This window comes from Streptomyces saintjeani (genome assembly GCF_055409605.1).
Window position 1 is genome coordinate 9,621,308 of record NZ_CP189624.1, and the last position, 24,653, is coordinate 9,645,960.

17 protein-coding genes and 6 pseudogenes are annotated in these 24,653 nt (G+C 71.4%); 13 read left to right on the forward strand and 10 right to left on the reverse strand.

What is annotated here, in order from left to right:
• Positions 1–156 precede the first annotated feature (156 nt).
• The 5 genes from ACQCO7_RS42990 (at position 157) to ACQCO7_RS43010 (ending at position 5,886) form a co-directional block, all read left to right on the forward strand.
• Complete coding sequence (locus ACQCO7_RS42990; protein ID WP_464076952.1) at positions 157–396, forward strand: hypothetical protein; 240 nt, start codon at positions 157–159, stop codon at positions 394–396.
• A gap of 172 nt (positions 397–568) precedes the next feature.
• Entirely contained in the window at positions 569–2,044 is a 1,476-nt protein-coding gene (locus ACQCO7_RS42995) for an aminotransferase class V-fold PLP-dependent enzyme (protein WP_464076953.1), read from the forward strand.
• A gap of 125 nt (positions 2,045–2,169) precedes the next feature.
• Positions 2,170–3,819: a benzoate-CoA ligase family protein gene (locus ACQCO7_RS43000; protein ID WP_464076954.1), complete on the forward strand. Its 1,650-nt coding sequence runs from the start codon at positions 2,170–2,172 to the stop codon at positions 3,817–3,819.
• A 1-nt stretch (position 3,820) separates the two neighbouring features.
• Positions 3,821–5,086 (forward strand): wax ester/triacylglycerol synthase domain-containing protein, encoded by a 1,266-nt coding sequence (locus tag ACQCO7_RS43005; RefSeq protein WP_464076955.1) that lies wholly within the window; start codon positions 3,821–3,823, stop codon positions 5,084–5,086.
• On the forward strand, positions 5,083–5,886 hold the full coding sequence (locus tag ACQCO7_RS43010; protein WP_464076956.1) for an SDR family oxidoreductase: 804 nt from the start codon (positions 5,083–5,085) through the stop codon (positions 5,884–5,886). Before ACQCO7_RS43005 ends, ACQCO7_RS43010 begins: the two co-directional genes overlap by 4 nt.
• A 117-nt stretch (positions 5,887–6,003) precedes the next feature.
• On the opposite strand, the pseudogene ACQCO7_RS43015 reads toward ACQCO7_RS43010, so the two are convergent.
• From ACQCO7_RS43015 to ACQCO7_RS43025, 3 genes and pseudogenes are all read right to left on the reverse strand, one after another.
• Positions 6,004–6,378 (reverse strand): annotated as a pseudogene (locus tag ACQCO7_RS43015) (hypothetical protein); the annotation flags it as partial.
• 824 nt (positions 6,379–7,202) lie between these two features.
• Entirely contained in the window at positions 7,203–8,699 is a 1,497-nt protein-coding gene (locus ACQCO7_RS43020; protein WP_464076957.1) for a M81 family metallopeptidase, read from the reverse strand.
• Positions 8,700–8,804: 105 nt separating this feature from the next.
• The gene (locus tag ACQCO7_RS43025) at positions 8,805–9,995 is read right to left on the reverse strand and encodes an ROK family transcriptional regulator (protein WP_464076958.1); all 1,191 of its coding nucleotides are present in this window, start codon (positions 9,993–9,995) and stop codon (positions 8,805–8,807) included.
• Positions 9,996–10,169: 174 nt separating this feature from the next.
• Between ACQCO7_RS43025 and ACQCO7_RS43030 the strand changes: the two genes are divergently transcribed.
• From ACQCO7_RS43030 to ACQCO7_RS43055, 6 genes and pseudogenes are all read left to right on the forward strand, one after another.
• Entirely contained in the window at positions 10,170–11,918 is a 1,749-nt protein-coding gene (locus ACQCO7_RS43030) for a peptide ABC transporter substrate-binding protein (protein ID WP_464076959.1), read from the forward strand.
• 2 nt (positions 11,919–11,920) lie between these two features.
• On the forward strand, positions 11,921–12,880 hold the full coding sequence (locus ACQCO7_RS43035; RefSeq protein ID WP_464076960.1) for an ABC transporter permease: 960 nt from the start codon (positions 11,921–11,923) through the stop codon (positions 12,878–12,880).
• Positions 12,877–13,740, forward strand: coding sequence for an ABC transporter permease (locus ACQCO7_RS43040; RefSeq protein WP_464076961.1), 864 nt, complete (start codon positions 12,877–12,879; stop codon positions 13,738–13,740). The genes ACQCO7_RS43035 and ACQCO7_RS43040 overlap by 4 nt, the downstream gene beginning before the upstream one ends.
• A complete protein-coding gene (locus ACQCO7_RS43045) occupies positions 13,737–15,428 on the forward strand; it encodes a dipeptide ABC transporter ATP-binding protein (protein WP_464076962.1) in 1,692 nt (563 codons plus the stop codon). The genes ACQCO7_RS43040 and ACQCO7_RS43045 overlap by 4 nt, the downstream gene beginning before the upstream one ends.
• Positions 15,429–15,595: 167 nt before the next feature.
• Positions 15,596–15,727, forward strand: coding sequence for a helix-turn-helix domain-containing protein (locus ACQCO7_RS43050; RefSeq protein ID WP_464077437.1), 132 nt, complete (start codon positions 15,596–15,598; stop codon positions 15,725–15,727).
• A 243-nt stretch (positions 15,728–15,970) separates the two neighbouring features.
• Positions 15,971–16,582, forward strand: a pseudogene (locus ACQCO7_RS43055) (IS3 family transposase); the annotation flags it as partial.
• Positions 16,583–16,788: 206 nt separating this feature from the next.
• On the opposite strand, the gene ACQCO7_RS43060 reads toward ACQCO7_RS43055, so the two are convergent.
• The gene (locus ACQCO7_RS43060) at positions 16,789–17,400 is read right to left on the reverse strand and encodes a TetR-like C-terminal domain-containing protein (RefSeq protein WP_464076963.1); all 612 of its coding nucleotides are present in this window, start codon (positions 17,398–17,400) and stop codon (positions 16,789–16,791) included.
• A 101-nt stretch (positions 17,401–17,501) separates the two neighbouring features.
• Here ACQCO7_RS43060 and ACQCO7_RS43065 point away from each other — a divergent pair, with 101 nt between their 5' ends.
• Positions 17,502–18,842, forward strand: coding sequence for a carboxylesterase/lipase family protein (locus tag ACQCO7_RS43065; protein WP_464076964.1), 1,341 nt, complete (start codon positions 17,502–17,504; stop codon positions 18,840–18,842).
• A 200-nt stretch (positions 18,843–19,042) separates the two neighbouring features.
• Here the strand turns inward: ACQCO7_RS43065 and ACQCO7_RS43070 are convergent, their stop codons facing one another.
• The 5 genes and pseudogenes from ACQCO7_RS43070 to ACQCO7_RS43090 form a co-directional block, all read right to left on the reverse strand.
• A complete protein-coding gene (locus ACQCO7_RS43070; protein ID WP_464077438.1) occupies positions 19,043–19,594 on the reverse strand; it encodes an aldo/keto reductase in 552 nt (183 codons plus the stop codon).
• Positions 19,540–19,896, reverse strand: a pseudogene (locus ACQCO7_RS43075) (SDR family NAD(P)-dependent oxidoreductase); the annotation flags it as partial. The gene ACQCO7_RS43070 and the pseudogene ACQCO7_RS43075, both read right to left, overlap by 55 nt.
• Before the next feature lie 202 nt (positions 19,897–20,098).
• Positions 20,099–20,281 (reverse strand): annotated as a pseudogene (locus ACQCO7_RS43080) (transcriptional regulator); the annotation flags it as partial.
• A 298-nt stretch (positions 20,282–20,579) separates the two neighbouring features.
• Positions 20,580–20,936, reverse strand: a pseudogene (locus tag ACQCO7_RS43085) (ABC transporter substrate-binding protein); the annotation flags it as partial.
• A gap of 256 nt (positions 20,937–21,192) precedes the next feature.
• Complete coding sequence (locus tag ACQCO7_RS43090; RefSeq protein WP_464076965.1) at positions 21,193–21,798, reverse strand: TetR/AcrR family transcriptional regulator; 606 nt, start codon at positions 21,796–21,798, stop codon at positions 21,193–21,195.
• 369 nt (positions 21,799–22,167) lie between these two features.
• Here ACQCO7_RS43090 and ACQCO7_RS43095 point away from each other — a divergent pair, with 369 nt between their 5' ends.
• Positions 22,168–23,019: an alpha/beta fold hydrolase gene (locus ACQCO7_RS43095; RefSeq protein ID WP_464076966.1), complete on the forward strand. Its 852-nt coding sequence runs from the start codon at positions 22,168–22,170 to the stop codon at positions 23,017–23,019.
• Positions 23,020–23,639: 620 nt separating this feature from the next.
• Here the strand turns inward: ACQCO7_RS43095 and ACQCO7_RS43100 are convergent.
• A pseudogene (locus ACQCO7_RS43100) lies at positions 23,640–24,149 on the reverse strand (glycoside hydrolase family 3 C-terminal domain-containing protein); the annotation flags it as partial.
• Positions 24,150–24,653 lie beyond the last annotated feature (504 nt).

A 24,653-nucleotide genomic window follows, 5' to 3' on the forward strand; every position in this document is an offset into this window, starting at 1 on the left:
GCACCGGCGGCGCTCGCCTCGCTGGACGGTGCGGCTGTCCTGGCGCAGATCAGGGCCGCACCGTCACTGTGGGGATCTTGAAGGGGCTGGTATGGCCGTTTGGTCCCTGTCGCCGAGGTTTCGTCACCGGAGGGTCCTACGACCATCAGGACCGAGGTGTCCTCGGGCACAGGGAAACCGGCTTGCCCGGCGAGCCGGTGGGCCGAACCGCTTCGACAGCGCGATGCCGCGCACCGCTCCCTCGCCGTCTTCGCCTCGCTGTTCGTCCGCACCAGGGAGCGGCTCGGCGCGTTCGGCTCCACCCCGATGACGATCCTGCTGGTCCTGGTCGTCAAGTACAACGCCGTACGGGACGCCGACGCCGCCGGTCCGGTCATCACTCGGATCATCGTATGAATACTTCCGCGCCGTCGGTACCCATGGAATGCGCTGATCCCCGCATGCGCGCCCTTGAGGCAGTTCATTCCCGTCGGCTGCACTGAACACCTGGCGGCAGGTCGGATTCCGTAAGGGTCGGGAGAGTTCCCAGATGGTCGAAGAATGCCTTTCCGGTGACTACGCGGTATGCGTGGGACGGGAGTTCCCGGCGCTGGCCCACAAGGTCTATCTCGACAGCGCGTGTATCGGCGTGGCGCCCCTGCGGGCCGTTCGGGCCGTGACGGATCTCGTGCAGGGAATGCAGTACTGCCCGGCCGAGTCGGGCACCGCCATGCACGGTCGGCTGAATGAACTGCGGGCCCTGGCAAGGCCGCTGGCGGCGCGGTTGATCGGTGCGCAGGCGAGTGACATCGCGCTGACCGAGAGCGCGACCCACGGTCTGAAGATCGCGCTGGAGTCCCTTCCGCTCGGCGCCGGCGACCAGGTCCTCATCCCCGACCTGGAGTTCATCCAGATGGGCGTCATGTGGCGGCAGTTCAAGGACCGCGGCATCACGGTACGGACCGTCCCGCACGACGCGGCCGGCCGTATCGGGGTGGACGCGGTACGGGCCGAACTCACCAGCGACGTCAAGGTACTCGCGCTCAGCTCGGTCCAGTGGACCAACGGCTTCCGGGCCGATCTCGCGGCCCTGTCCGAGTTGTGCCGGCAACGCGACGTCTGGCTGGTCGTCGACGCGGCCCAGCACCTCGGCGCGCTGCCGCTGAACATCCGCCGCACCCCCGTCGACATCCTGGTCTGCGGCGGACACAAATGGCTGTGCGCACCGTTCGGCACCGGCTTCCTCTATCTGAACCCCGAAGCCCGCCCCCGCCTGCGCCGTCCCCTCGCCGGCTTCTTCGCGGCGAGACCGCCCGCCCGCACCTGGGGCGACGCCTTCCTGAGGCCCGACATCACACCTCTGCGGGACTACGAGTTCAGCGAGGACGCCTACGCCTGGGAAACCGGCGGCACCGGCAACTGTCCCGGCGCGGTGGGCCTCTCGGCGGCCCTCTCCCTCCTTCTCGAACTCTGCCCCCAGCGCATCGAGAACCATCTGCGCACCCTCACCGACCACGTGACCGACGGCCTCGACCGGCTCGGCCTCACCGTCGTCAGCCCGCGCGAACCCCGGCACCGCTCCGGCATCGTCACCTTCAGCACCGGACGCCCCACCGCCGACGTCACCCTCATGAACGCGCTGCTCGCGGCGGGCATCGCGGTGAGCGTCCGCTTCACCTCCGGGGTGGGCGGCGTGCGGGTCAGCTGCCACCTCTACAACACCCTCGCCGACCTGGACGCGCTGCTGGAGGCCGTCGCGGTCTGGCAGAGTCGCTCCAGCGGCAACGCCAGACCCGCACCCCGCACCCCGCCCCGCCGCTCCGCAGCCGCGCAGCTCGTCCGCCAACGTGCCCTGATAGACGCCCTCGACGACGACCTGATGGGCCTGATCGCCGCCCGCGGCGGAGTCAGCCGCGGCATCAGCCGCTCCCGCCTCGAAGGCGCCATGTCCCGCACCGACCTGGCCCGCGAACGCGAGATCGTCGAACGCTTCCACCACCGCCTCGGCCAGGACGGCACCCGCCTGGCCCTGGAACTCCTGCGGATGTGCAAGGGCTACACGTGACCCTCCGGGGGTGAGACGGCGGCTCACCAACCCGGCGGACGCGGACCACGCGGCGACCGGCCCGGGCGTCGAACCCGGCCCGCCCTCGCCCCCAACCCGACACCCCCGTCATGAAGGAAGGCCCCGTGAGCGTCCCCTTCAACGCCGCCACCCACCTCGTCGACCGGCAGATATCCCGCGGCCTCGCCGACCGCCCGGCCCTCATCGGCCCCCGCGCGACCCTGACGTACGCCGACCTCGCCACCCGTGTCGCCACAGCCTGCGCCGGCTGGCGGGCTCTCGGGGTCCGTCCCGAGGAACGCGTCCTGATCCACGCGGCCGACGCCCCGGACACCGTCGTCGCCCTGCTCGCGCTGATGCGTATGGGCGCCGTACCCGTCCCGGTGTCCACCATGAGCACCCCGGCCGAACTGACCGCCCTCGTCGCCGACTCCCGCTGCCGTCACCTGCTCGCCGGGCCGGAGTTCTGCGACCGGGTGCAGACGGCCGTACGCGACTGCGCGGCCGTTCCCGACCTGGCGGGGGTCGTCGTCCTGGACGACGCTCCCGTGCAGCCCCCGCCCGCCCTCCTGCGCATCCGCTGGGAGCATCTGATCGCCGCCGGCGAGTCCGCCGGGCCCGCCGACCGCGAGGCCGACCGCACCACTGAGGACTCCCCGGCCCTGTGGCTCTACACCTCCGGCACGACCGGCACTCCCAAGGCCGCGATGCACCGGCACGGGAGCATCCGTTTCGTCGCCGAGCGGTACGGACAGGAGGTGCTGGGGCTGAGGCCGCAGGACCGCTGCTTCTCGGTCGCCAAGCTCTTCTTCGCGTACGGCATCGGCAACTCCTGCTTCTTCCCCCTCGCCGCCGGCGCCGCCGCCGTCCTCGACCCCGCCCCGCCCACCCCCGAGACCATCGCCCGCCGCCTCGCCGAGGACGCCCCGACGGTCTTCTTCGGCGTCCCCACCTCGTACGCGGCACTCCTGAGAGCCGACGGCGTCCCCGACGACGCCTTCCACGGCGTACGCACGGCCGTCTCGGCGGGCGAGCCGCTCCCGCCCGAGCTCCAGCACCGCTTCCGTGCCCGCTTCGGCACCGACCTCGTCAACGCGATGGGCTCCACCGAGGCCCTGCACATCTTCCTGTCCCACCGGCCCGGCGAGGTCCGCCCCGGCACCCTGGGCACGCCCGTACCCGGCTACGAGCTGCGCATCGGGGACGACGGCGTCCTGAAGGTGCGGGCCCCCTCGGCCGCCACCGGCTACTGGTGCCGCACCGACGCCACCCGCACCGTGTTCGAGGGGGAGTGGCTCAACACCGGCGACCTGTTCACCCGGGACGCCGACGGCCACTACGTCTGCCACGGGCGCACCGGCGACATGATCAAGAGCGGCGGCATCTGGGTCGCCCCGGCCGAGGTCGAGAACCTCCTCCTGCGCCACCCCGCCGTGGCCGCCGCGTGCGTGGTGGCCGCACCGGACCCGGACGGCCTCGACCGGCCGGTGGCCTGCGTGGTGCCCGCCTCGACGGGCGACCTGGACACGGCCGGCCTGACCGCCTTCTGCCGCGAGCGGCTTCCGGCCCACAAACGTCCGCGCCACTTCCTCGCCGTCCCCGCCCTGCCCACCACCACGACCGGCAAGGTCGACCGGCGCAGGGTACGACAGGAGGCGCTCGCCCGGCTCGATCCCCGCACCGAAGCGCCGGACCGCGCGGCGACCCCACCCGTACCGGAGCAGCCCGCGCCCCGGATCACCGAACTCCCCCTCCCCTCCACCGGAGCAGACTGACATGACCGTCCTCTCCTCGGTCCTCACCCCGCCCGCCCCGGGCCCCGTGGACCTCCTCTTCCACACGGCGGACCGCCGCGCCTCCCACCCGGAGGCCACCGCCCACGTCGGAGTCGTCCTCCACCTCACCGGCACCACCCCCGACCTGCCCCGCCTGCGCGAACGGATCGCCCGGCGGCTGCATCGCCTGCCCTGCCTCACCCACGTCCTCGACACACACGAGGGGCCACCCCGCTGGACCCCGGCAGCCCCCGACCTCGGCACACACGTCAGCGAGCACCAGGTCGCGGGGAACCTGGACGACACGGTCCGCGACCTCCTGCACCGTCCTCTTCCCACCGACGCCCCCGCCTGGCACCTGGCCGTCCTCTCGGGCCACGCCCCCCGCGAGTACTGCCTCGCCCTGATCACCACCCACGCCGTGCAGGACGCCGCCAACCTCGTGACCGTCGCGCAGACCCTGCTCGCCCCCGACGACGACACGCCCGCCGCCTCGGCGACGGCCACGATCCCGCTCCCCGAACCGCGACAGCTCCTGGAGACCTCGGCACACCTCTGGCGCACCACCCGCCCGCACGACCTGTGGAACGACCCGGACCGCCCCCTGTCCGGCCGCCGGCACATCCTCTGGCAGGAGGTCCCCACCCGGCTGCTGCGGGAGACGGCCCAGGCGTACGACGCCACGACCAACGACGTCCATCTGGCCGCCCTCGCCCACGCGTTCGGCCGCTGGGCCGCCGAGCACCGTCCTGACGCCGACCGGGACCCGCTGCCGGTGATGATCCCGGTGAACCTGCGCACCCCCGAGGAGACCGCCCTGCCCGGCAACCGCTTCTTCCTCGCCCGCCTGGACCTGCCCGGCGGCCCCATGACGGCCGCCCGCCGTCTGACCCGCACCCTCTCCTCCACCGCCCCGCTGCGGGACCCGTCCTACCGCCCCACCCTGCACCGGATGATCCGTCAGGACCCCGCCGAGTACGCCCAGTTGATCACCCGGACCGCGGCCCCCGGCTCCCTCACCCTCGTCGGCTCGACGTACCGCATCCGTGAACGCCTCGCCCACCTCGGCGACCCCGTCGACCGCGTCGTCCCGATCATCTGCTGCCCCGACGGCTTCCCCCTCACCACCGGTCTCTTCCTCTACGGCGACACCTCCACGGCCTCCTTCCAGATCGACCGCGCGCTGCCCGGCGCCGCAGCCATCCCCCGCCTGTGGCGCCGGGCCCTCGACGACATGGCGACCTGCGCACCGGGAGCGGACCGGTGACCGGCGCCCTGTTCGAGGAACGGACGGCGCTGGTCGTCTCCGCGAGCCGGGGCATCGGGTACGCCATCGCCGCCGAACTCGCCCGCCAGGGCGCCTCGGTGGCCCTGACGGCCCGCACCGAGGACCCGCTCCGTGAGGCGGCGAGCCGCATCCGCGAGGAGACCGGCCGGCGCACCCTCGCGATCACCGCCCACAGCAGACAGGAGAAGGACCGGCAGGCGGCCGTCGAGGCGGTGATGGACACCTTCGGCCGCCTCGACCTGCTCGTCTACGCCACCGGCATCAACCCCGCCCTCGACCTCCCGGCGGTCGACCTCGACCTGGACTGCGTACGCCGGATGTTCGAGACGAACGTGCTGGGCGCCCTCCACTTCACCCAACTCGCCTGGGACGCCTGGATGAAGGAGAACGGCGGCTCGGTTCTCATGCTCAACACGGTCGCCGCGCACGCGACGTTCCGGATGCCGGCGTACAGCGCGAGCAAGGCGGCCCTGCACCGCCTCACGGAGGACCTGGCCGACCAACTCGCCCCGCGCGTACGGGTCAACGCCCTGGCTCCCGCCTTCATCCGCACCTCCTTCATGGAACCGATCAGCTCGGTCCCCCCGGAGACGGCGGCGTCCAGCTACCCGCTGGGCCGCCTCGGCGAACCGGAGGACGTCGCCCATGCGGCAGCCTTCCTCCTCTCCCCCCGCGCCTCCTGGATCACCGGCACGACCCTGCGCGTCGACGGCGGCAAGTCGGTGGCGACGGCTACGCAGGACCGCCCCCATCCGGCGCCGGGCCGACCGGTGCTGTAGCGGGCGGACGGCGAAGCCGCCGTGTCCGTAGATGCCGTCGCCGGTGTGGCGGACGGTGCAGACGAAGGTGCCGCCGGGGCGCAGGACGCGGCGGACCTTGCCCATCGCGGCGTGGATCTTCTCGGTGGACAGGGCCACGCGCAGCAGCATGTGCGCGCACACCGCGCCCACCGACGCGTCGGGCAACCGCAGAGCCTCGCGGGCGTCCTGGACGGTGGCGCTGATCCGGTGGCCCAGACCCCGGGCGTAGGCGGTGGCGCGCACGGTGAAGTAGAGGGTGTCGCGGCCGTGTCCCGCGCAGAGCTCCAGTACCTCCCGCGCCCCGGCGGCCCGGAAGACCGAGCTGGCGCGGACGGCGGCCTCGGACGGCTCGGCGCCGTACACGTCCGGATGGGCGGAGCAGGCGTTCCGCCAGTGCGCTCGCTGAATGAGTGAACTCCGGAACCCCGTGCATCCCGGTCCGGACACCTCCGGTCCAGCGGATCCTTCCACGTGGCGCGGCAGCGGCCAGGGTGGCTAAGCCCTTCAGCAGGGCGCCGGCGCCGATGCTGACGGGGCAGGTGATCACGCACGTCGAGTCGTCCGCGCAGGTGTCGACTGCGTCGTAGCCGTACGCCTCCAGGAGCGCGTGGGAGGCGGCCGATGTGGATCGTGGAGCCGTCCTCGCGGAAAGTGCGGTCGCGGACGTGGCGCAGGAGATTTTCGATGTGCCACTGTCCTCTGATCCAGGCCGCGAGCCGGAAGCCGGTCACCGCGCCGGGCGACAGGCTGGTGAGCGCCCGAATCCGCTTCATGCCGAAGACTCCGGCGCGCATCCGGCGAAACCGGGTGTGCTCGCTGCCGTCGTAGTCGAGCAGCACTCCCGGCTGATTCATCACCGAGCGCGAACCGGACGTCGGACAGGACCGCGCGGGCGTCCTCCTCACGGGTGACGAGCACGGCCCCGACCTTGCCGGGCTGCGAGTTCGGCACCGGGTCCCGGTGGAGATCGACGAGCCCTGCTCCAGGCCGGAAAGGGCACGTAGGTGGTGGGCTTGTGGCTCTTCGGGCCCCGGATCAGGTGCCAGCTCGCCTTCGCGGCAAAAGCCTCGATCTGCGAGGTGGCGGTGCCCGGCGAGCTCTGTGCCGCCGGCACTCCGACCGTCAACGCGACTTGCTCCAGGAGGCGTTCGGGGTCAAGGCCGTCGCTGATCTCGTGTCCCTGAAGTACGCCCGCCGGGCCCAGGCGCTGGCCGATCCCGGCACGGGCCGAGCAGACGCCCCCGGACCGGCGCCCGCCACGAGGTGGGCGCCGGTCCGGGGGCGTGGATGAGGCGTCACTTGTCCGGAAGGTCGGCGGGAGCGACGATCCGGGCGGTCAGGTCCGGGTCCGGCATCGCCGGGTCGAAGGGGAACATCGGGCGCTCGATGCGGTGGTGGCCGAGCCGCGACAGGTCCTGGTCGACGCCGCCCGGGGTGAGCGCCATCTTCCAGTCGGCGGCCATCGCGAAGAGTTCGGGTTCCAGGTACCCGATCTTGACGATCACGACGTCGGCATCCCGGGGGCTCAACTCCAGGTCGGTGAAGTCATGTTCGTGGTGGTACGGCTTGCGCAGCCGGGTGAGGATCACGTACACGCTCCCGACCCGCACGACGGCCTCGGTCTCGGCGTCCCGGTCCCCGTGCCGGATCGCGTGGACCACGCCGGTCAGGGTGAGCGGCCCGCAGTGCCGGTCGTCGACCTCGGCACCGGCGGTGACGGTGACGGTCGCGCCGACCCCCGCCCGTACGGCCGTCTCCACGGCACCGGGGCCGGGCAGCGAGGCGTACAGGACGGTCGGCCCGTCCGGGTCGCGGAACTCGGGGCGGGCCAGGATGCGCGCGAGGCTCCAGGTGACGTCCCCGGCGCCGCCCGCCGTCGGGTTGTCGCCGGTGTCGCTGACGAAGTAGGGGCGGGCCGGGGAGGCGAGCGCCGCGTCGAGGCAGGCGTCGAGGGTGTCGGTCGGCGCGACGAACGCGAAGTCGTGCCGGGCGTCCCAGAATCCGCGCGCCAGCCGCTCGGCGCCGGCGGTGACGGCCTGCTCGTCGTCGCCGGTGACGACCACGGCGGCCCGGTTGCGCGGTTCGTCCGCCCACGCGTAGCCGACCCAGATCGCCGCGTCCAGGACGCCGGCACCGGCCTCGACCTCGTCGACCGCCGCGTACACGCCGCGCGCGGGCTCGATCCGCGTCGACGTCTGCTCGCCGGCCAGCAGCACCGGCACCGGGACCCACGCCTTGACCGGGCGGGACGCGCCGGACGTCAGGTGGTCGACGAGGTTGCGGGCGGCGCGTTCCTTGGTCCGCATGGCGTCCTCGTGGGGGGCCATGCGGTAGCAGGTGATCAGGTCGGTGAGGTGGACCAGGTCGCGGGAGACGTTGCCGTGCAGGTCCATGGAGGTGGACACGATGACGTCCGGGCCGACCGTCTCGCGGACGCGGGCGAGGAGGTCCGCCTCGGCGTCGTCCAGGCCCTCGACGGTCATCGCGCCGTGGATGTCGAACCAGAGGCCGTCGAGCGGGCCCGACTCGCCCAGCCGGGCGAGGAGTTCGCCGGAGAGGTCGGCGTACGCGGTCGCGGTCACCGTACCGCCCGGCAGCGCCTTGCCGACGAGGGCGCCGCGCCAGTCGGCCGCGTCGCGCAGGGGCTCGCCGGGGGCCAGGAACGGGTAGCGGGTGAGGACGTCGGGGCCGCGCAGGGGGTGGAAGGCGGGGGCCTGGGTGCGGGCCGGGGAGAAGGTGGACGACTCGATGCCGAGACCGGCGATGGCGATCACGGGGCGGGTGGGGGGCATGGTTCCTCGCAGGGTGTCGATGCAGCTTGTCGGTGCGGGTTGTCGCTGGTCTTCGGGTCGGTTCAGGTGACCGCTTCGTGCTCTGTGGCCGCTCGCACGGCCGGCCTACGGCCCCGCCACCGCCCGCAACGCCTCCCCCAGCGCCCGCTGCAACGCGAACCGCCCCGCTCCCGCCAGCCCCGCGTCCGCCCCGAGGCTCGTCCGCTCGATCACCAGATGCTCGGTCACCAGCGGATGGCACACCTCGTACAACTGACTGCGTACCGCGGCCACGAACGGCTCCAGGGTGGACAGGATGCCGCCGAGGTACACGGCGTCGGGGTTGAAGAAGTTGACGTTCGCGGCGAGGACCTGCCCGAGGTAGCGCCCGGCCTGGCGGACCGCGCGGGTCGCCTCGGGGTCGGCGTCGGAGGCGAGGCGTACGACGTCCTCGGTGCAGGTGACGGCGAGGCCCCGCGCGCGCAGGACGCGCACCAGGGCGGCGCCGGACGCGACGGTCTCCAGGCAGCCGGCGTTCCCGCAGGAGCAGGGCGTGTCCTGGGCGGCCTCGACGCGGACGTGGGTGATCTCGCCGGCGGCGCCGGTGCCGCCCCGGTACAGGCGGCCGTCCACGAGGACGCCCGCGCCGATCCCGGAACCGGCCTTGACCATGATCGACTGGCGGTGCCCGGCGGGCCGTACGCCGTGTTCGCCGACGGCCATGCAGTTGGCGTCGTTCTCGACGGCGACCGGGACCGCGAACCGCTCCTCCAGCCAGTCACGGACCGGGAACCGGTTCCAGCCGGGCATCCGGGCGGGCAGGGTGACCAGGCCGGGCTCGACGTCGACGGGGCCCGGCAGACACACGCCGACGCCGCGCAGGCCCTCCCGGCCGTACCGGTCGACCAGGGACGTCAGCGTCTCGACCAGGGCGGGAAGGGCTGCTTCGGGACCCTCGGCGGTGGCGAACGGGACGGTCGTGACGTCGGTGAGGGCGCCGCCCGCGTGGACGGCCCCGACGCGGGCGTGGTTGCCGCCGAGATCCGCGGCGACGGCGTACCCGTCGTGGCCGCCGAGGCGCAGCACCTTGCGGGGCCGGCCGCCGGTGGAGGAGCGGGTGCCCTCCTCGGCGACCAGACCGTGCTCCAGCAGCTGTCCCACCGCGAACGACACGCTGGAGGGCGCGGCGCCGAGCAGCGCGGCGAGTTCCGTACGGGTCGCCGCCTGACCGGAGGCGAGGAGTTCGAGGACCCCTTCGGCGAGGGACGAGAACCCCGTGCCGTTCCTCCGGTGCTGGGGGGCACTTTTTTCGGTCATGTCCGGCGTTCCTCCCGGGATCGGCGGCTGGGAGACCGAGAGTAGGCCGGAATTCCGGCTCAGGACTTTTTCCAGAACGGCAGTAACAGGCTTTTTACGGCAAGACGCCTGTTTTCTCCAACCGTCGGGGCGTTCACTGGCTGAACCCCCGATTCCGCCTCCCTGGAGTGCCCGATGTCACCTGCCCGCCCGAGACTCCTCGCCGGTGCCGCCGCCCTCAGCGCGGGCACCCTCCTGCTGGCCGCCTGTTCCGGGGCGGGCGGCACGTCGTCGTCCTCGGACCACAGCCGCGTCACCTACGCGCTGCCCGCGAACTTCACCCCGAACTGGATCCTGCCGATCGGCACGGCCGCGCACCTGAACACCAACAACATCTCCATCGCGAACACGCTGTGGGAACCGCTGATCGCCTACGACGGCTCGACCGGCGAGATCGCCTGGAACAAGGCCGGCTCGATCGCCACCGCCGCCGACTTCGCGGCCGACGACAAGAGCGTGACGATCACCCTCGGCGACCGGCACTGGAGCGACGGCAAGCCGGTCACCTCGGCGGACGTCAAGTTCTGGTTCGACCTGATCAAGGCGAACAAGGCGCAGTGGGCCGGCTACAACCCGGGCAAGGCGCCCGACAACTGGACGTCCTTCAAGACGGTCGACGCCCGGCACTTCACGATCACCTTCGACAAGGCGTACAACCCGCAGTGGATGCTCGCCAACGAGCTGAGCGCCATCAACCCCCTCCCGCAGCACGTCTGGGACCGGGGCGGCGACCCCGCGAAGACGTGGACGTACCTGAACGACGCCGCGAAGAACATCTCCGGCTACGCCTCGGACCCCCTGTGGAAGACCGTCAGCGGCCCCTACACCGTGAAGTCGTTCTCGACCGCCGGAAAGGTCGTCCTCGCCGCGAACGCCAAGTACGACGGCGGCGAGAAGCCCGGCATCCCGACGGTGGACCTGCTGCCGTTCACCACCGCCGACGCGGAGAAGAACGCGCTGCGCTCCGGCAGCGTCGACTACGGCTACATCGAGGCGACCGACCTCGACCAGAAGGACAGCTTCACCGCCCAGGGCTACACCGTCCGCCCCTGGTCGGGCTGGGCGATCACCTACATGCCGTACAACTTCGACAACCCCGCCATGGGTGCGGTGTTCAAGCAGCTCTACGCCCGGCAGGCCATCCAGCGCTCGATCGACCAGGCGAGCCTGGCGAAGGTCGTCCTGGGCGGGACGGCGGTCCCCGGGTACGGGCCGATACCGCAGGGCCAGACCTCGGACTTCCTGTCGCCGGCCCAGAAGGCGAACCCGTACCCGTACTCCACGAACGCCGCCCGCGCCCTCCTCACCAGCCACGGCTGGAGCGAGCAGGGCGGGGTGATGACCTGCGCCGAACCCGCCCGGTGCGGTCAAGGGATCGCCCGGGGAACCAAGTTCGAGATGCAGGTGCTCTCGCAGTCCGGGTCCACCGTCACGGACAACATGATGAGCGCGATCCAGTCCTCGCTCGCGAAGACCGGCATCAAGTTCACGATCAAGACCGCGCCGGTCAACTCCGTTCTGTCGCAGACCCCTTCGTGCAAGGCGAGCCAGGCCATCTGCACGTGGCAGCTCAGTTTCTTCGGCACGGCGGGGAGTTGGTACTTCAACGCCTTCCCCACCGGTGACTCCCTGTTCCAGACCGGCGGCGGCTCCAACTTCGGCGGCTACTCCGACCCGGCCGTCGACCAGCTCATCTCCGCCTCCACGACGTCGAGTTCGAACCAGGCGATCCAGCGGTACAGCGCCGCCCTCGCCCAGAACCTGCCGGTGATCTGGCTGCCCGAACCCGTCTACCAGATCTCCGTCATGAAGAACGGCCTCGGCGGCTTCTCCCAGGACTCCCTCGCCAACTTCCACCCGGCGCAGTGGAAGTGGACCAGCTGAGCATGGAGACCGCCCTCTACCTCACCCGGCGCCTCCTCCAGGCGCTGGCGGTGATCCTCCTCGTCACGGTCGTCGTCTTCGGCCTGCTGCACGCGCTGCCCGGAGGCCCCGCGCGCGGCATCCTCGGCCCGCAGGCCACCGCCCAGCAGATCACCGCGTTCGACCACGAGCAGGGACTCGACCGCTCACTGCCCGTCCAGTACGTGTACTACCTGCGCGACCTGCTGCGCGGCGACCTCGGCACCTCGTACACGCTCAACGAGGCGGTGTCCGCGCTGATCGGGCAGCGGCTGCCGAAGACGCTGGTGCTGACGGGCCTGTCCGCGCTGGCCGGGCTGCTGTTCGCGATCCCGCTCGGCATGTGGCAGGCGGTGCGCCGCAACAAGCCGGCCGACTACGTCATCACCACGCTCAGCTTCGTCGCGTACTCCACCCCCGTCTACTTCCTCGGCCTGATGCTGGTCCTGCTGTTCACCCAGACCCTGCGCTGGTTCCCCTCCCAGGCACCCCAAGGGGACACCCTGGCCCAGGTGCTGGGCGACCCGTCGGCGCTCGTGCTGCCGGTCGTCACCGGGGCCGCGTCGATGGTCGCCGTCTTCAGCCGGTACCTGCGCGCGGCGACCCTGGAGAACCTCTCCGAGGACTACGTCCGTACGGCGCGCGCGGGCGGCGCACGCCCGTACGCGATCCTCTTCCGGCACGTCCTGCGCAACTCCCTCACCCCGGTGATCGCGATGCTCGGCTACTACGTGCCCGTCCTCTTCGGCGGCGCCCTCGTCGTCGAGCAGCTCTTCAACTACCCGGGAATGGGGCTGCTGTTCTGGTCCGCGGCCCAGTCCTCCGACTACCCGGTGCTGCTCGGCTGCGTCCTCGTCATCTCCGTCGCGACCGTCACCGGCACGCTCCTCGCGGACGTCGCCCAGCGGATCGTCGACCCGCGCGTGAAGGCGGACCGCACATGACCACCCTCGCGTTGCGTTCTGTCCCCGACTCCCTCGCCCTGCGCCGCTTCACCCGCAACCGGCTCGCGGTCGCCGGGCTCGCCGTCATCGTCCTCTTCCTGCTGCTGTGCTTCGCCGGACCGCTCCTGTACTCCACCGACCAGACCCACACCGACCTCACCCAGGTCAACCTGCCACCGGGGAGCGGCCATTGGCTCGGCACGGACGCCGTGGGCCACGACGAGCTGGGGCGTCTCATGTACGGCGGGCGGGTCTCCCTGCTCGTCGGGCTGGCCGCCGGCCTCCTCGCGACCGTCATCGGCGCGCTGTGGGGCGCGGTCGCCGGGTACGCGGGCGGCTGGGTCGACGCGGCGATGATGCGGGTCGTGGATGCCGGGATCGCGATCCCCGCGCTGTTCATCCTGCTCGTCGTCTCCGCGATCACCTCACCGGGCATACCCGGCCTGATCGTCATCCTCGGTCTGGTGTCGTGGCTGGTGCCCGCGCGGCTCGTGCGCGCCCAGACCCTCACCCTCAAGAACCGCGACTACGTCCTGACGCTGCGCGCCACCGGTGGCACCCACGGCCGGGCCATCCGCCGGCACATCCTGCCCAACTCGGTGTCCACGCTGCTCGTCGCGGCCACCTTCCAGGTCGCCGACGCGATCCTCCTCGTCGCCTACGTCTCGTACCTCGGCCTCGGCGTGCAGCCGCCGTCGACCGACTGGGGCGGCATGCTCTCGGCCGGGCTCACGGCCGTCTACTCGGACCGCTGGTGGCTGATCGTGCCGCCCGGTCTCGCGATCATCCTCGTCGTCTGCGCGTTCAACGCGCTCGGCGACGGGCTGCGGGACGCCTTCGACGTCAGGGGACGTGCGTGAACTTCCTTCAGATCGACGACCTTCGCGTCTCCTTCGCGACCGACGCGGGCGAAGTCCCCGCCGTACGCGGGGTGTCGCTCGCCGTCCGGCCCGGCGAGACGCTCGCGCTCGTCGGGGAGTCCGGGTCCGGCAAGTCCACCGTCGCGCTGGCCGCGTTGGGGCTGCTGCCGCCCAACACCCGTGTCTCCGGGCGGATTTCGGTCGACGGCACGGACATCGTGGGCGCCGGGGAGCCGGAGCTGTCCCGGCTGCGCGGGCGTACGGCGTCCATGGTGTTCCAGGAACCGGCCACCGCGCTCGATCCGTTGATGCGGGTGGGGGCGCAGATCGCCGAGGTCGTCCGCAATCACCGTCCGGTGTCGCGTGCCGAGGCCGCCCGGGAGGCGGTCGAACTCCTGCGCAGGGTGGGGATTTCCGAACCCGAGCGGCGGGCCTCGGCGTTTCCGTTCCAGTTGTCCGGCGGGCAGCGGCAGCGGGTGGTCATCGCGATGGCCATCGCGAACTCGCCGGGGCTGCTGATCGCGGACGAGCCGACGACCGCGCTCGATGTGACGGTGCAGGCCGAGATCCTCGATCTGCTGCGGGAGTTGGCGGTGGAGGCGGGGACGGGGGTGTTGCTGGTGACGCACAACATGGGGGTGGTGGCGGATTTCGCGGACCGGGTGGCGGTGATGCTGGAGGGGGAGGTGGTGGAGAGCGGGAGTGTGGAGGAGGTGTTGTTGCGGCCGAAGCATGCTTATACGCGGGGGCTGTTGGGGGCGGTGCCGCGGCTTCGGGTGACGGGGGCTTCGGACAGTGCTGCTGAACTCGGCGACGTCTCCGCGCCGTTGGCGTCCGAGGCCGCTGTCGACACTGACCTCGCCGGCGGTGACCCTGCCGTTGGTGACCCCGTCGTCCGACTCCGCGACGTCTCCGTACGGTTCGGCCGCGTCACCGCCCTCGACGGCGTGTCCCTCGACATCCGTCCCGGTGAGACGGTCGGCCTCGTCGGGGAGTCCGGGTCGGGCAAGTCCACCGCCGCGCGGGTGGCGTTGGGGTTGATCCGGCCCGGCGCCGGGTCGGCGGCCCTGTTCGGTGCCGACCTCGCGCGCACGCGTGGGCGGGCGCGGCGGGCGCTGCTCGCCGGGGTGGGAGTGGTACTCCAGGACCCGGTGGCCTCGCTGGACGCGCGGATGAGTGTCGCGGAGTGCGTGGCCGAGCCGCTGCGGATGCACCGACGGGGCATGTCCGGGGCGCAGCGCCGGGAGCGGGTCGCCGAAGTGCTCGAACTCGTGCGGCTGCCCAGCGCGTTGGCGGCACGCGGGCCGCGTGAGCTGTCCGGCGGCCAGCGGCAGCGGGTGAGTCTCGCGCGGGCGCTGGTACTGCGGCCCCGGCTGCTGGTGGCGGACGAGCCGACCAGTGCGCTCGATGTGAGCGTGCAGCGGACGGTGCTTGAGGTGATCACCGAACTGCGGGGGGAGTTGGGGTTCGCCTGCCTGTTCGTCTCCCATGACCTGGCGGTGGTGCAGGAGTTCGCGGACCGGGTCGTCGTCATGCGGTCCGGGGCGGTGGTCGAGGAGGGGCCGACCATGAGGACGCTGTCGCGGCCGGAGACGGAGTACACGCGGAAGCTGGTGGCGGCGGTGCCGGTGCCGGATCCGGTGGTGCAGCGGGAGCGGCGGGGGAGGGTTCGGCGGGGGGCGGTGTGACAGGCGCTCGCGGGACGGGGCCCGCTTTCAGGGGCCCGGCGATCTCGATGTGGGTGTGGCGGAGGTGGGTACGCCCCATCGAGATCGCCGTCATGAGGCGGCTCCGGACAGGAGGCGGGCGCCGCGCGGGACGGTGAGGGCGTCGGGGTCCGGGGTTGAGCGTCAGGTTGAGGCGGGACGCGATCGCGCTCGTCGATTCCTCGGGCGAGACGGTCACTGCTGTCGCCCGGGAGCTCGGCATCAGCTCCGAGTCCCTACGTGGCTGGTACCGCCGGGCGAGGGCGGGTCCGGCGAGCTGACCAGCGCCGAGCGCGAGGAGCTCAAACGGCTGCGCAAGGAAGTCCGCGAACAGCGGCAGACGATCGAGATCCTGGAAAAGCGACGGCCTTCTTCGTGAAGGAGAACGACCGGTGAGCGAGCTGTACCGGTTGATCCATGCGGAGAAGGCGACCTATCCGATCGTCCTGCTGTGCCGGGTGCTGAAGGTCTCCCGCTCCTCCTGCTGCGCCTGACGCGAGGGCGAGGCCGCCCGCCGCGCTCGTCAGGCTGCCGACGACACGCTCGCGCACGAGATCGCCGTCGTGCACATCGCCTCCCGCCACACCTACGGGGTCCCGCGCGTCCACGCGGAACTGCGCCGCCTGTGCCGACGGGTGAACCGCAAACGCGTCGCCCGTGTGATGCGTGAACGCGACATCCGCGGCGTCACCCGCCGCAAGAGGCGTTCGCTGACCCGGCCGGATGCGAAGGCGAAGCCGGCCCCGGACCTGATCGGCCGCGACTTCCCTGCCGAGCGCCCCGGCACCAAGCTGGTCGGCGACATCACCTACCTGCCCACCGCCGAGGGCCGGCTCTACCTCGCCTGCCGGCTGGACCTGGCCACCCGCGAGGCCGTCGGCTACGCCATGGCCGACCACCACCGCGCCGAACTCGTCGTCGACGCGCGCGACATGACTCACGGACGGGGCGGACTGGAGCCCGGCCGCGTGATCCACAGCGATCGCGGCAGCGAATACACGTCCACCCAGTTCCGGGAACGAATAGGGAAGTTCGGGCTCCGGCAGAGCTGCGGACGCACTGGATCATGCTTCGGCTGTCAGTCTGTTGGCACCGGATCCCGCAAGGATTCGGTAGCCCCGGCCGTGACGGTCTGACTCTTGCCTACGACGACCCCACGGGTGTCCTTGCGTTGATCTGTCGACCGTCCGGCCGGGCACGCAGCAAGCGCTGCCGCCGGCCGGACGTGACCTGATAGGAGCCTGGAGCACCGCACCACCGCCACCCGAACTCCAAGCCCTGATCAACGCAGTCGGTACAGGCCACCCACTTGACCTCTACTCCTCGGTTCAACAAACCACCGCTAGGGGCCTTGTCCTACGCTGCTGTTGATGGGGGTCGAGCGGGCTCCGGCCAGGACCAGGTCGACGAGTCGGCGGATGTAGTCGTGGTCCGCAGGCTGGTCGCGTTGCAGGATACGTAGGTGAAGCGGGCCCGTGAGGGCTTCGAGCAGGAATTCCGGATCGGTGTGCTGGGGAAGGTCGCCGCGGGTGATGCCGCGTTGGACGAGAACGCTGGCCCGATCGAGGCGGGCAGTCCAGAACTTCTGGCGTAGTTCCTCGAAATGCGTGTCCGGCGGGGCGAGGGTGATCCTGGCCAGCGCGCGGCCCATGGGTGTGGCCAGGAAGGTGGCCAGGGCGGCGAAGAAGACGGTCAGGTCCTCGTGTGTGGAGCCGGTGTCCGGACAGGGCAGCTCGGCATCCAGGCGGTGAGAGAGGGCATCGAGGATCAGGTTGGCCCGGGTGCCCCAACGCCGGTAGACGGAGGTCTCGTGGACGTGGGCGCGGGCGGCGATGTCCGCTATGCGGGCACCGGCCAGGCCCTCGGCGGCCAGGAGTTCGGTGGTGGCTTCGAGGACGGCTTGGCGCACGGCGGCGCCGCGCCGGTGCGATGGGGCCGGGCGGGATGGTGTCACGTCCACATTATCGCAAGCGGACTTGCGTTGTGCTTCATGGGCGGTTTCACTTCTCTCATCGCAAGCGGACTTGCGATGGAGGGTTCAGGGAAAGGCTGCCCATGCTCACCAGGGTGAAGATCAGCGATGGAGTGCTGCGTGGTCGCATCGAGGACGGCGTGACCGTGTTCCGGGGTGTGCGCTATGCGACCTGCGAGCGGTTCGGACCGCCCCGCCCGGTGCCTGCCTGGAGCGGGGAGTGGGACGCCACGACCGACGGTCCGATCGCCCCCCAGAGGCCGTCCCGGCTGGAGCCCGTGATGGGGGTGCCGGAGCGGCACGAGCAGGGCGAGGACTGCCTGAGCCTGACCATCACCACGCCGGACGCCGACGACCGGGCCCGGCCGGTGCTGGTGTGGTTCCACGGCGGCGCCTGGGTCTCGGGTGCCGGATCGTGGAAATGTTACGGCGGTCACCGGCTGGCCCGTGAGGGCGACGTGGTCGTGGTCTCGGTCGGCTACCGGCTCGGCGTGCTCGGCTACCTGCGGGCACCAGGGATCTCCCCGGGCAACCTGGGCCTGGCCGATCAGCTCGTGGCCCTGCGGTGGGTGCGCGACAACATCGCGGCATTCGGCGGTGACCCGGACGCAGTGACCGTGGCAGGCCAGTCCGCAGGCGCCCACACCGTGCAGTGCCTGCTGGGCATGCCCGAAGCCGAGGGACTGTTCTGCCGGGCGGTCATCCAGAGCTCTCCGGGCGGTCTCGGTCTCGGCAGTGTCCGCACTGCCGAGCGTGCCGCCCAGCGCTTCCTCGCCCGCCTCGGCTCGGATCCGCGCACCGCGTCCACGGCCGACATCCTGGCTGCCCAGAGCGAGGTCGCACGCCACGCGGCCGGCCGGCTCCAACTCAACACCGCACCCCAGTTCATGCCGGTCGCCGGAGTCGACCCGCTCCCGGACGAAGCGGCCTGGGCCGCGCGCCTGGCCCACCGGGCGCCCGCCGTGGATGTCATCGTCGGCACGACCGGGCGGGAGATGAGCGCCTTCTACGCCCTGAATCCGGCGCTGCGCCGCCTGCGCCGGATCCCTGTCCTGGGGCCGGCGGCTGCGGACGCCGTGGAATGCACGGTAGGCGCGGCCGTCTTCGACCGCCCTGCCCGCCACCTGGCCGCGCGGCTGGCCAAGTCCGGCGCCCGCGTCTGGGCCTATCAGTTCGACTACAGCGCCTCCGGCTCACCTTTCGGCGCCACCCATTGCATCGAACTACCCTTCCTGTTGGGCACCGACGCCGACTGGGCCACCGCACCGATGCTCGCCGGCACCCACCCGGACGATCTTGACACCCTCGGACGACGTCTGCGCACCGCCTGGCTCGGCTTCATCCGTACCGGCGCCCCGACCGTCGACACCTGCTGGCCCCAGTTCACGGCAGACACCCGCGCCACCCGCCACTGGCACCTCTGAGAGCCACGCCGAGGGCGCCCATGATTACGTCGGCGCGGCCCCAACACCGAACGAGTGGGCGGCCACGCCTCAGCCCCGGGACCCCAACGGCCAAGGGGCCGCCGCGTTGGCCGACACCTCCCACAGCGGAGTCACTTCTCACCTGCCAAACGAGACCCTCCGGCCGCCAGGTGGAGTCAGAGCGAGAACCCAACGAACACCTACGAAGCCACGTAGGCGGCGTGGAACTCGCGCAGCTCCGGCTGGATGAAGCGCGGGTGCAGTTGCACCTGGCTGACGGCGGGGACGATGCCGGTCCGGTCCATCAGGTCGGTCAGGTGCCGGGGCGTGTGGTTGCACACGCCGACGGCCCGGACCCGGCCCTCGGCCAGGAGCCTCTCGGCGGCCTTGCAGGAGTCGACCTCGGTCTCGAAGCCGCTGTTGGTCGGCTGGTGCGGCAGGTAGAGGTCCAGGTGGTCGATGCCGAGGTTGGCCAGGCTGGTGTCGAAGGCGCGCAGGGCCGAGTCGTAGCCGTAGTCGGTGAGCCACGGCTTGGTGGTGACGAAGATGTCCTCGCGGTCGACGCCGGAGCGGCGGATCCCCTCGCCGACCTCCTTCTCGTTGGCGTAGGCGGCGGTGTCGATGAGCTGGTATCCGTCCCGGAGGGCGGTCTCCACGGCGGGGACGGTCTCCTCTGTGGCCAGGAGGTCATGCCGCCGTCGACGGCGAGGGCCGCGCCGGTGATGAAGCTCGCGGCGTCGGTGCAGAGCCAGACCGCCGTCTCGGCGATCTCCTCGGGCTGTGCGGTACGGCCGACCGGCTCGGACGCGATCATCATCGCGCGGCGTTCCGGGTCGTTGCCGAAGTCGGCCGTCATGGGGGTCTCGACCCAGCCGGGGCAGATCGCGTTGACGCGGATGCCCTGGGAGGCGTACTCGACACCGATGTCCTTGCTCAGTCCCACCACGCCGTGCTTGCTCGCGTTGCAGGCGGCCAGGCCGGCGGCCGAGGACAGGTTCACGATCGCCCCGGAGCCCTGCCGCACCATCAGGTCCGTGCGCCGGGCCGAGAGCACGGCTCCGGCACCGGCCTGCGCGGACTGGCGTGCCGTCGCCAGTCCGATGCCGCCGCTCGCTCCGGTGACGAGCGTGACCTTGCCCTTGCTTCCTTTCGGGACGTGCTGTCGTTCCTGTGGTCAGCCGTGGGTGGCGGTGGTGTGCACCGCTGCCACGTCCTGCTGGATCCGGGCGGGTTCCGTGTTCAGGGGGACCCGGGTGCTCCCTGCCGCGTTCCAGGCGGGTGTAGTAGCCGATGCTGATCCCCGCCAGGGTGGCCAGCTCCTCACAGCGCAGCCCGGACGTGCGACGCGGCCCCGAGGCGACCGTGAGACCGGCCTCGGCGGGGGAGATCCCGGCCCGACAGGCGCGCAGGAAGCGCCCCAGCTCGGTGCCCCCGCTCAAGGGCTGCTCACGTGTCGTGCTCTTGAGCGTGCGGTCGCCGGTGACCGACCGGTAGGCATATGAGGGGCCCTGTCATACCCGGGAACACGGTTCCCCGGCACACCACGGTCCGGCACGTGCGCGAGAGCGGTACGTCGGCCGCCGAGCGCCAGGAGCGTCAGCACGCGGCTCATGAGGAAGACGAACCGCGGCCGACGAACGTTCCCCGTGGAACCGGACCTCCCGGCCGAGGTACGCGACATGACACCGACCACCCGCCCTCACTCCCGTACGGAGGGTGTGCTGAGTGGCTGTCCGGTCAGGCGCCGGGACGCAGTCCGCGCCAACCGGGCGTGGGGGCGCCCTGGACCTCGCCGAAGTAGAGGGCGAAGGTCTGCTTCCAGCGTTCGACCTGGGCGCGGTCGGTCATGAACGCGGGGAAGTCGTCCATGTGGGCGTTCGGGTACTCCCACAACGGTTTGAGTCCGGCCGGGGGAGTGATGTCGGTGCGTACGGACCAGCCGTTGAAGGAGTTGCGCTGCGACTCGGTGGACAGCTGCCAGTTGAGGAACAGTTTGGCGGCCGTGGAGTTCCTGGCCTGCTTCAGGACGGCCATGCGCTGGCCCCAGCCCATGAAGGGGTGCCCGTCGGCGATCACGAACTTCGCGGGCGACGACGAGGAGACCTGGTCCCAGTAAGGGCGTCGTACACCGTCGACCTCGAAGGGCCGCCCGAACCAGTCGATCAGTCTGTTGTGACGAGCGGGGGCGGCCGTCGGCGTGACCGGCATGAGCACGATGTCGAAGTCCTGGAAGAACTCGAACCAGCGCTGCCGGAGTTCGTTTTCCCGCAGGGGCGTCGCGCCGCAGGTGAGGGGTCGGCGCGGCGTGGGCGGTGCGGCGCGCGCTCGGCGGTGTCTGTGCGCACGCCGGTCAGTGCGCCGTCCTGGTGTCCCCTTCGTGTTCGATGCCCAGGAGCGCGAGGGCGTTGCGGACGCCCTGGTCGAGGACTTGGTCGGCGAGCTGCGGGTCGGCGAGGGCCCGCGAGAGCTGGAGTGTGCCGGCCATCATGGCGTAGGAGCTGAGGGCCAGGGGGCGGACCGAGAGCGGGTCGCCCGGCGCCAGGCGGGCGGCGATGCCGTCGGCGACCACCAGCACGCCCTCGGTGTAAGCCTGCTTGGTCGGGTGTGTGCAGCGCCCTATCGCGTCGAGCAGGGCGGCGGAGGGGCAGCCGACGTCACGGCTGTCACGGTGCCAGGGGGACAGATACCAGCGCACGATCTGTTCGAGGCCGGCGCGGCCCGGTTGTGCGTGCGCGACGATGCTCGCGTTCTGGGCCTGCAACTGGTCGGCGATCGTGGTGGCCACCAGGTCGTCCTTGGACGTGAAGTGGGTGTAGAAGGCGCCGTTGGTCAGCCCGGCGTCCTTCATGAGCGCCGTGATGCCCGAGCCGTCGATGCCGTCCTTCTTGAAGCGGCGGCCCGCCGTCTCGATGATCCTCCGCCTGGTGGCCTGCTTGTGCTCATTTCTGTACCGCACCGCACACTCCTCTGCGCGCCGGGTGGGCCGCTCGCCCTCCGCCGGCTCCTCCAATATATTGTATTGCGAACGTAATCTAATGACTCCGGATTCCGGCGCCCCCGTAGTCGGGTCGCGGGCTCCGCTCGCCACGGGGACCCTCTTGCGCGACACGGTCGCCCCCGCTTAATATTATGAGCATAATTCAATTGCCCTGCGGCTCGGCGCGATGGATTCCGGGGTGATCGGAGCGAGCCGGTGACCGGGTGATCCGAGCAGGCCGTCGGCCTGATCCACAGCCCTGGCTCGTCGCACGGGGCGCCGGTCGAGGGTAGCGACCCCGCAGACCCGCGAGACATGACGGGCACCCGCCCACAAGAGAAGGACGTCATGAGCACCTATCTGGCAGACAAGGCCGAGAACCTCACCGTGGAGGGCCCCTCCGCGACCTTCACCTACCGGCGCATGGGTCCGCAGGGCGGCACCCCGCTGGTCCTGCTGCAGCGTTTCCGGGCGACCATCGACTGGTGGGACCCGGAGTTCCTGGACTACCTGGCCGCCGACCACGACGTGATCGTGTTCGACAACGTCGGCACCGGCTACACCACCGGCGAGCCGCGCGACTCCCTCGACGGATTCGCCGAGGGCGCCGCCGAGTTCATCGAGGCCCTCGGCCTCGCGCGGGCCGACGTGCTCGGCTGGTCCCTGGGGGGTTTCGTGGCCCAGCGCCTGGCCGCGCGTCGCCCGGAGCTGGTGCGCAAGATCATCGTGGCGGGCAGCGGCCCGACCGGCTGGGTGCCCGGCGCGCCGGAGGCGAGCGAGAAGGTCCTGGGCATCATGGCCAAGCCCGACGCCGACCAGGAGGACATGCTGTACCTGTTCTACCCGGAGACGAAAGCGGCCCGCGCCTCGGGGCACGAGCACTTCGCCCACGTCGCGCCCCGGCTCGCCGCCGGTGGCCCCGCGGTCACCGAGGCGACGGCGCAGGGCATGCTCGCCGCGATCGGCCAGCTCCTGGCAGCCCCCTTCGACGAGGTCAAGGCCGAACTGGAGTCCATCAAGCACCCCGTCCTGTACGCCAACGGCCTGCACGACGTGATGGTCCCCGCCCACGCGTCCTACGTCGCCGTCCAGCACCTGGCCGACGCCACCCTCCTCCTCTACGGCGACGCCGGCCACGCCTTCCTCTTCCAGCACGCCAGGGCCTTCACCAAGCAGGTGGCCGACTTCCTCGCCGCCTGAAGACGCCGACCGCGCTGCCGACCCCGAACCTCGGGCGACGGCCGGTCAACCCTCGTGCAAGGGCCGCCTCACAGCCGTGAGGCGGCCCTTGCACGACTCCGGCCGTCATCACCGTCGAGCCTGGGCAGCCGGTGCGGACCGGCACGCGACCTCGTAGCGCTCTCCGACACGACAGGCGGCATCCCTTACTGGTCGTCCGCCTGCCGTCACCTCGTGCCTGTCCTTGGGACAGGGGTCCGCGGGTCTGCTCCCGTCGCCGTCGGGGTCCGGCGACGGGGACTTTCGGCGGCACGCAATGATGTCTCGGTGCCGGATCTCGCGAAGAGGCCGTGAAGCTTCCCGTCCCGCGCGCTCACAGTGAAACGATCACGCGCACCGGGCGTCACCGCGTTGCCGGGCCCGTCCAGGGGATGCCGTAGCGCGCTCTATGCAGGTGGCCGACGGTGAAGGCGGCGGCGCGGAGGTCCTCGACGCGTGAGCTGCTGCCGAGCAGGAGATCGAACTCACCCGGTCCGACGACGCGGCGTCCCGGGCGGCGACGAGGGTGCAGTCACCGGCGGGAACGAGGGTCATCGCCTTGACCCATTCGCCCGGCTCGGCGCCGGTATGGGGGAATGCCTTCATCCGCGATCGGTCCACGTCACGCTCGTGACGTGGTCGCGGGCATACGCCTGCGCGGTCTCTTGTGCGGGACGGTGGCCCGTCCTGGTCAGCGCCACCGTGGCCCGCGGTGTCCCCGTGGACGTGACAACGGATTCTGGATCGTCGGGTCCGAGTCGTGCACCGCCGTACAGCTGAGGCCCTCGCCGAAGGCGAACGGCGGATCCTGTGTCAGATCGGCGCATCTGTAGCCGTGCTGGCCCCGGACCTGGTTGGTGGTGGACCGGCAGCCGTCCGCTCGGCTCGGTGTGCCCGAGCAGGAGCGACCGCCCGACCACCTGCATCCCCGGGGTGAAGGCCTGGACGATGGCGTCGGCGCCGAGTGCCCGGGTGGGCAGGGTCGAGGACTTGCCCTGGACCAGGACGACGACAGGCCGGCCGAGCTTCCAAAGGGTGCCGAGGAGTGCTCTCTGACGTCCCATGAGCTCCAGCGTCGCCGTGGAGCGGCTTTCCCCGGTCAGGCCGGCGGTGTTGCCGACGAGCGCCGCAAGCGCTGCACCAGATCCACTGCGGGTGCAGGCGGGAGGTGTGCCGCACCGGTGGCAGGGGGTTGAGGGCTGAGGCGGGCGTCGTCATGGTCCACGGTGTGCACTCCGGCCCGGCCCTCGTCCTGGAATCCGGACGCAGCCAGGCGTTGTCCTCACGCCGGACATCGAAATCCTGAAACCGTCGTAGACCGTCGGCTGTCCCCGGTCCGGGGCCGGACGGCCACGACTTGCCGGTCACGACCAGCGTCTCGTGGCCGCCGGCGTAGGTGAGCCGCTCCTGCCCTGGTGGTTCGCTGCGCTGGTGCACCCCGACGCCCGGGGAACCCGTGATTCCGCCGCAGTGCATCTTGTTTGACCCGCTCTTGCGTCCTGATGGGATTACGGTCATACTTCAATGGTCGGCGGGTTGTTCAGGAACCTGATCCAGGCGGTTCTCCATGAGCCCCCTCTGACCGTCGACTCCGGACTGCGGTCGCAGCCGGGAGG

Bases quoted from the DNA above. Each gene is read 5' to 3' on its own strand.
- ACQCO7_RS43005 (WP_464076955.1), top strand. From the start codon at position 3,821: ATGACCGTCCTCTCCTCGGTCCTCACCCCGCCCGCCCCGGGCCCCGTG.
- ACQCO7_RS43020 (WP_464076957.1), bottom strand. From the start codon at position 8,699: ATGCCCCCCACCCGCCCCGTGATCGCCATCGCCGGTCTCGGCATCGAG.
- ACQCO7_RS43025 (WP_464076958.1), bottom strand. From the start codon at position 9,995: ATGACCGAAAAAAGTGCCCCCCAGCACCGGAGGAACGGCACGGGGTTC.
- ACQCO7_RS43030 (WP_464076959.1), top strand. From the start codon at position 10,170: ATGTCACCTGCCCGCCCGAGACTCCTCGCCGGTGCCGCCGCCCTCAGC.
- ACQCO7_RS43035 (WP_464076960.1), top strand. From the start codon at position 11,921: ATGGAGACCGCCCTCTACCTCACCCGGCGCCTCCTCCAGGCGCTGGCG.
- ACQCO7_RS43040 (WP_464076961.1), top strand. From the start codon at position 12,877: ATGACCACCCTCGCGTTGCGTTCTGTCCCCGACTCCCTCGCCCTGCGC.
- ACQCO7_RS43065 (WP_464076964.1), top strand. From the start codon at position 17,502: ATGCTCACCAGGGTGAAGATCAGCGATGGAGTGCTGCGTGGTCGCATC.
- ACQCO7_RS43095 (WP_464076966.1), top strand. From the start codon at position 22,168: ATGAGCACCTATCTGGCAGACAAGGCCGAGAACCTCACCGTGGAGGGC.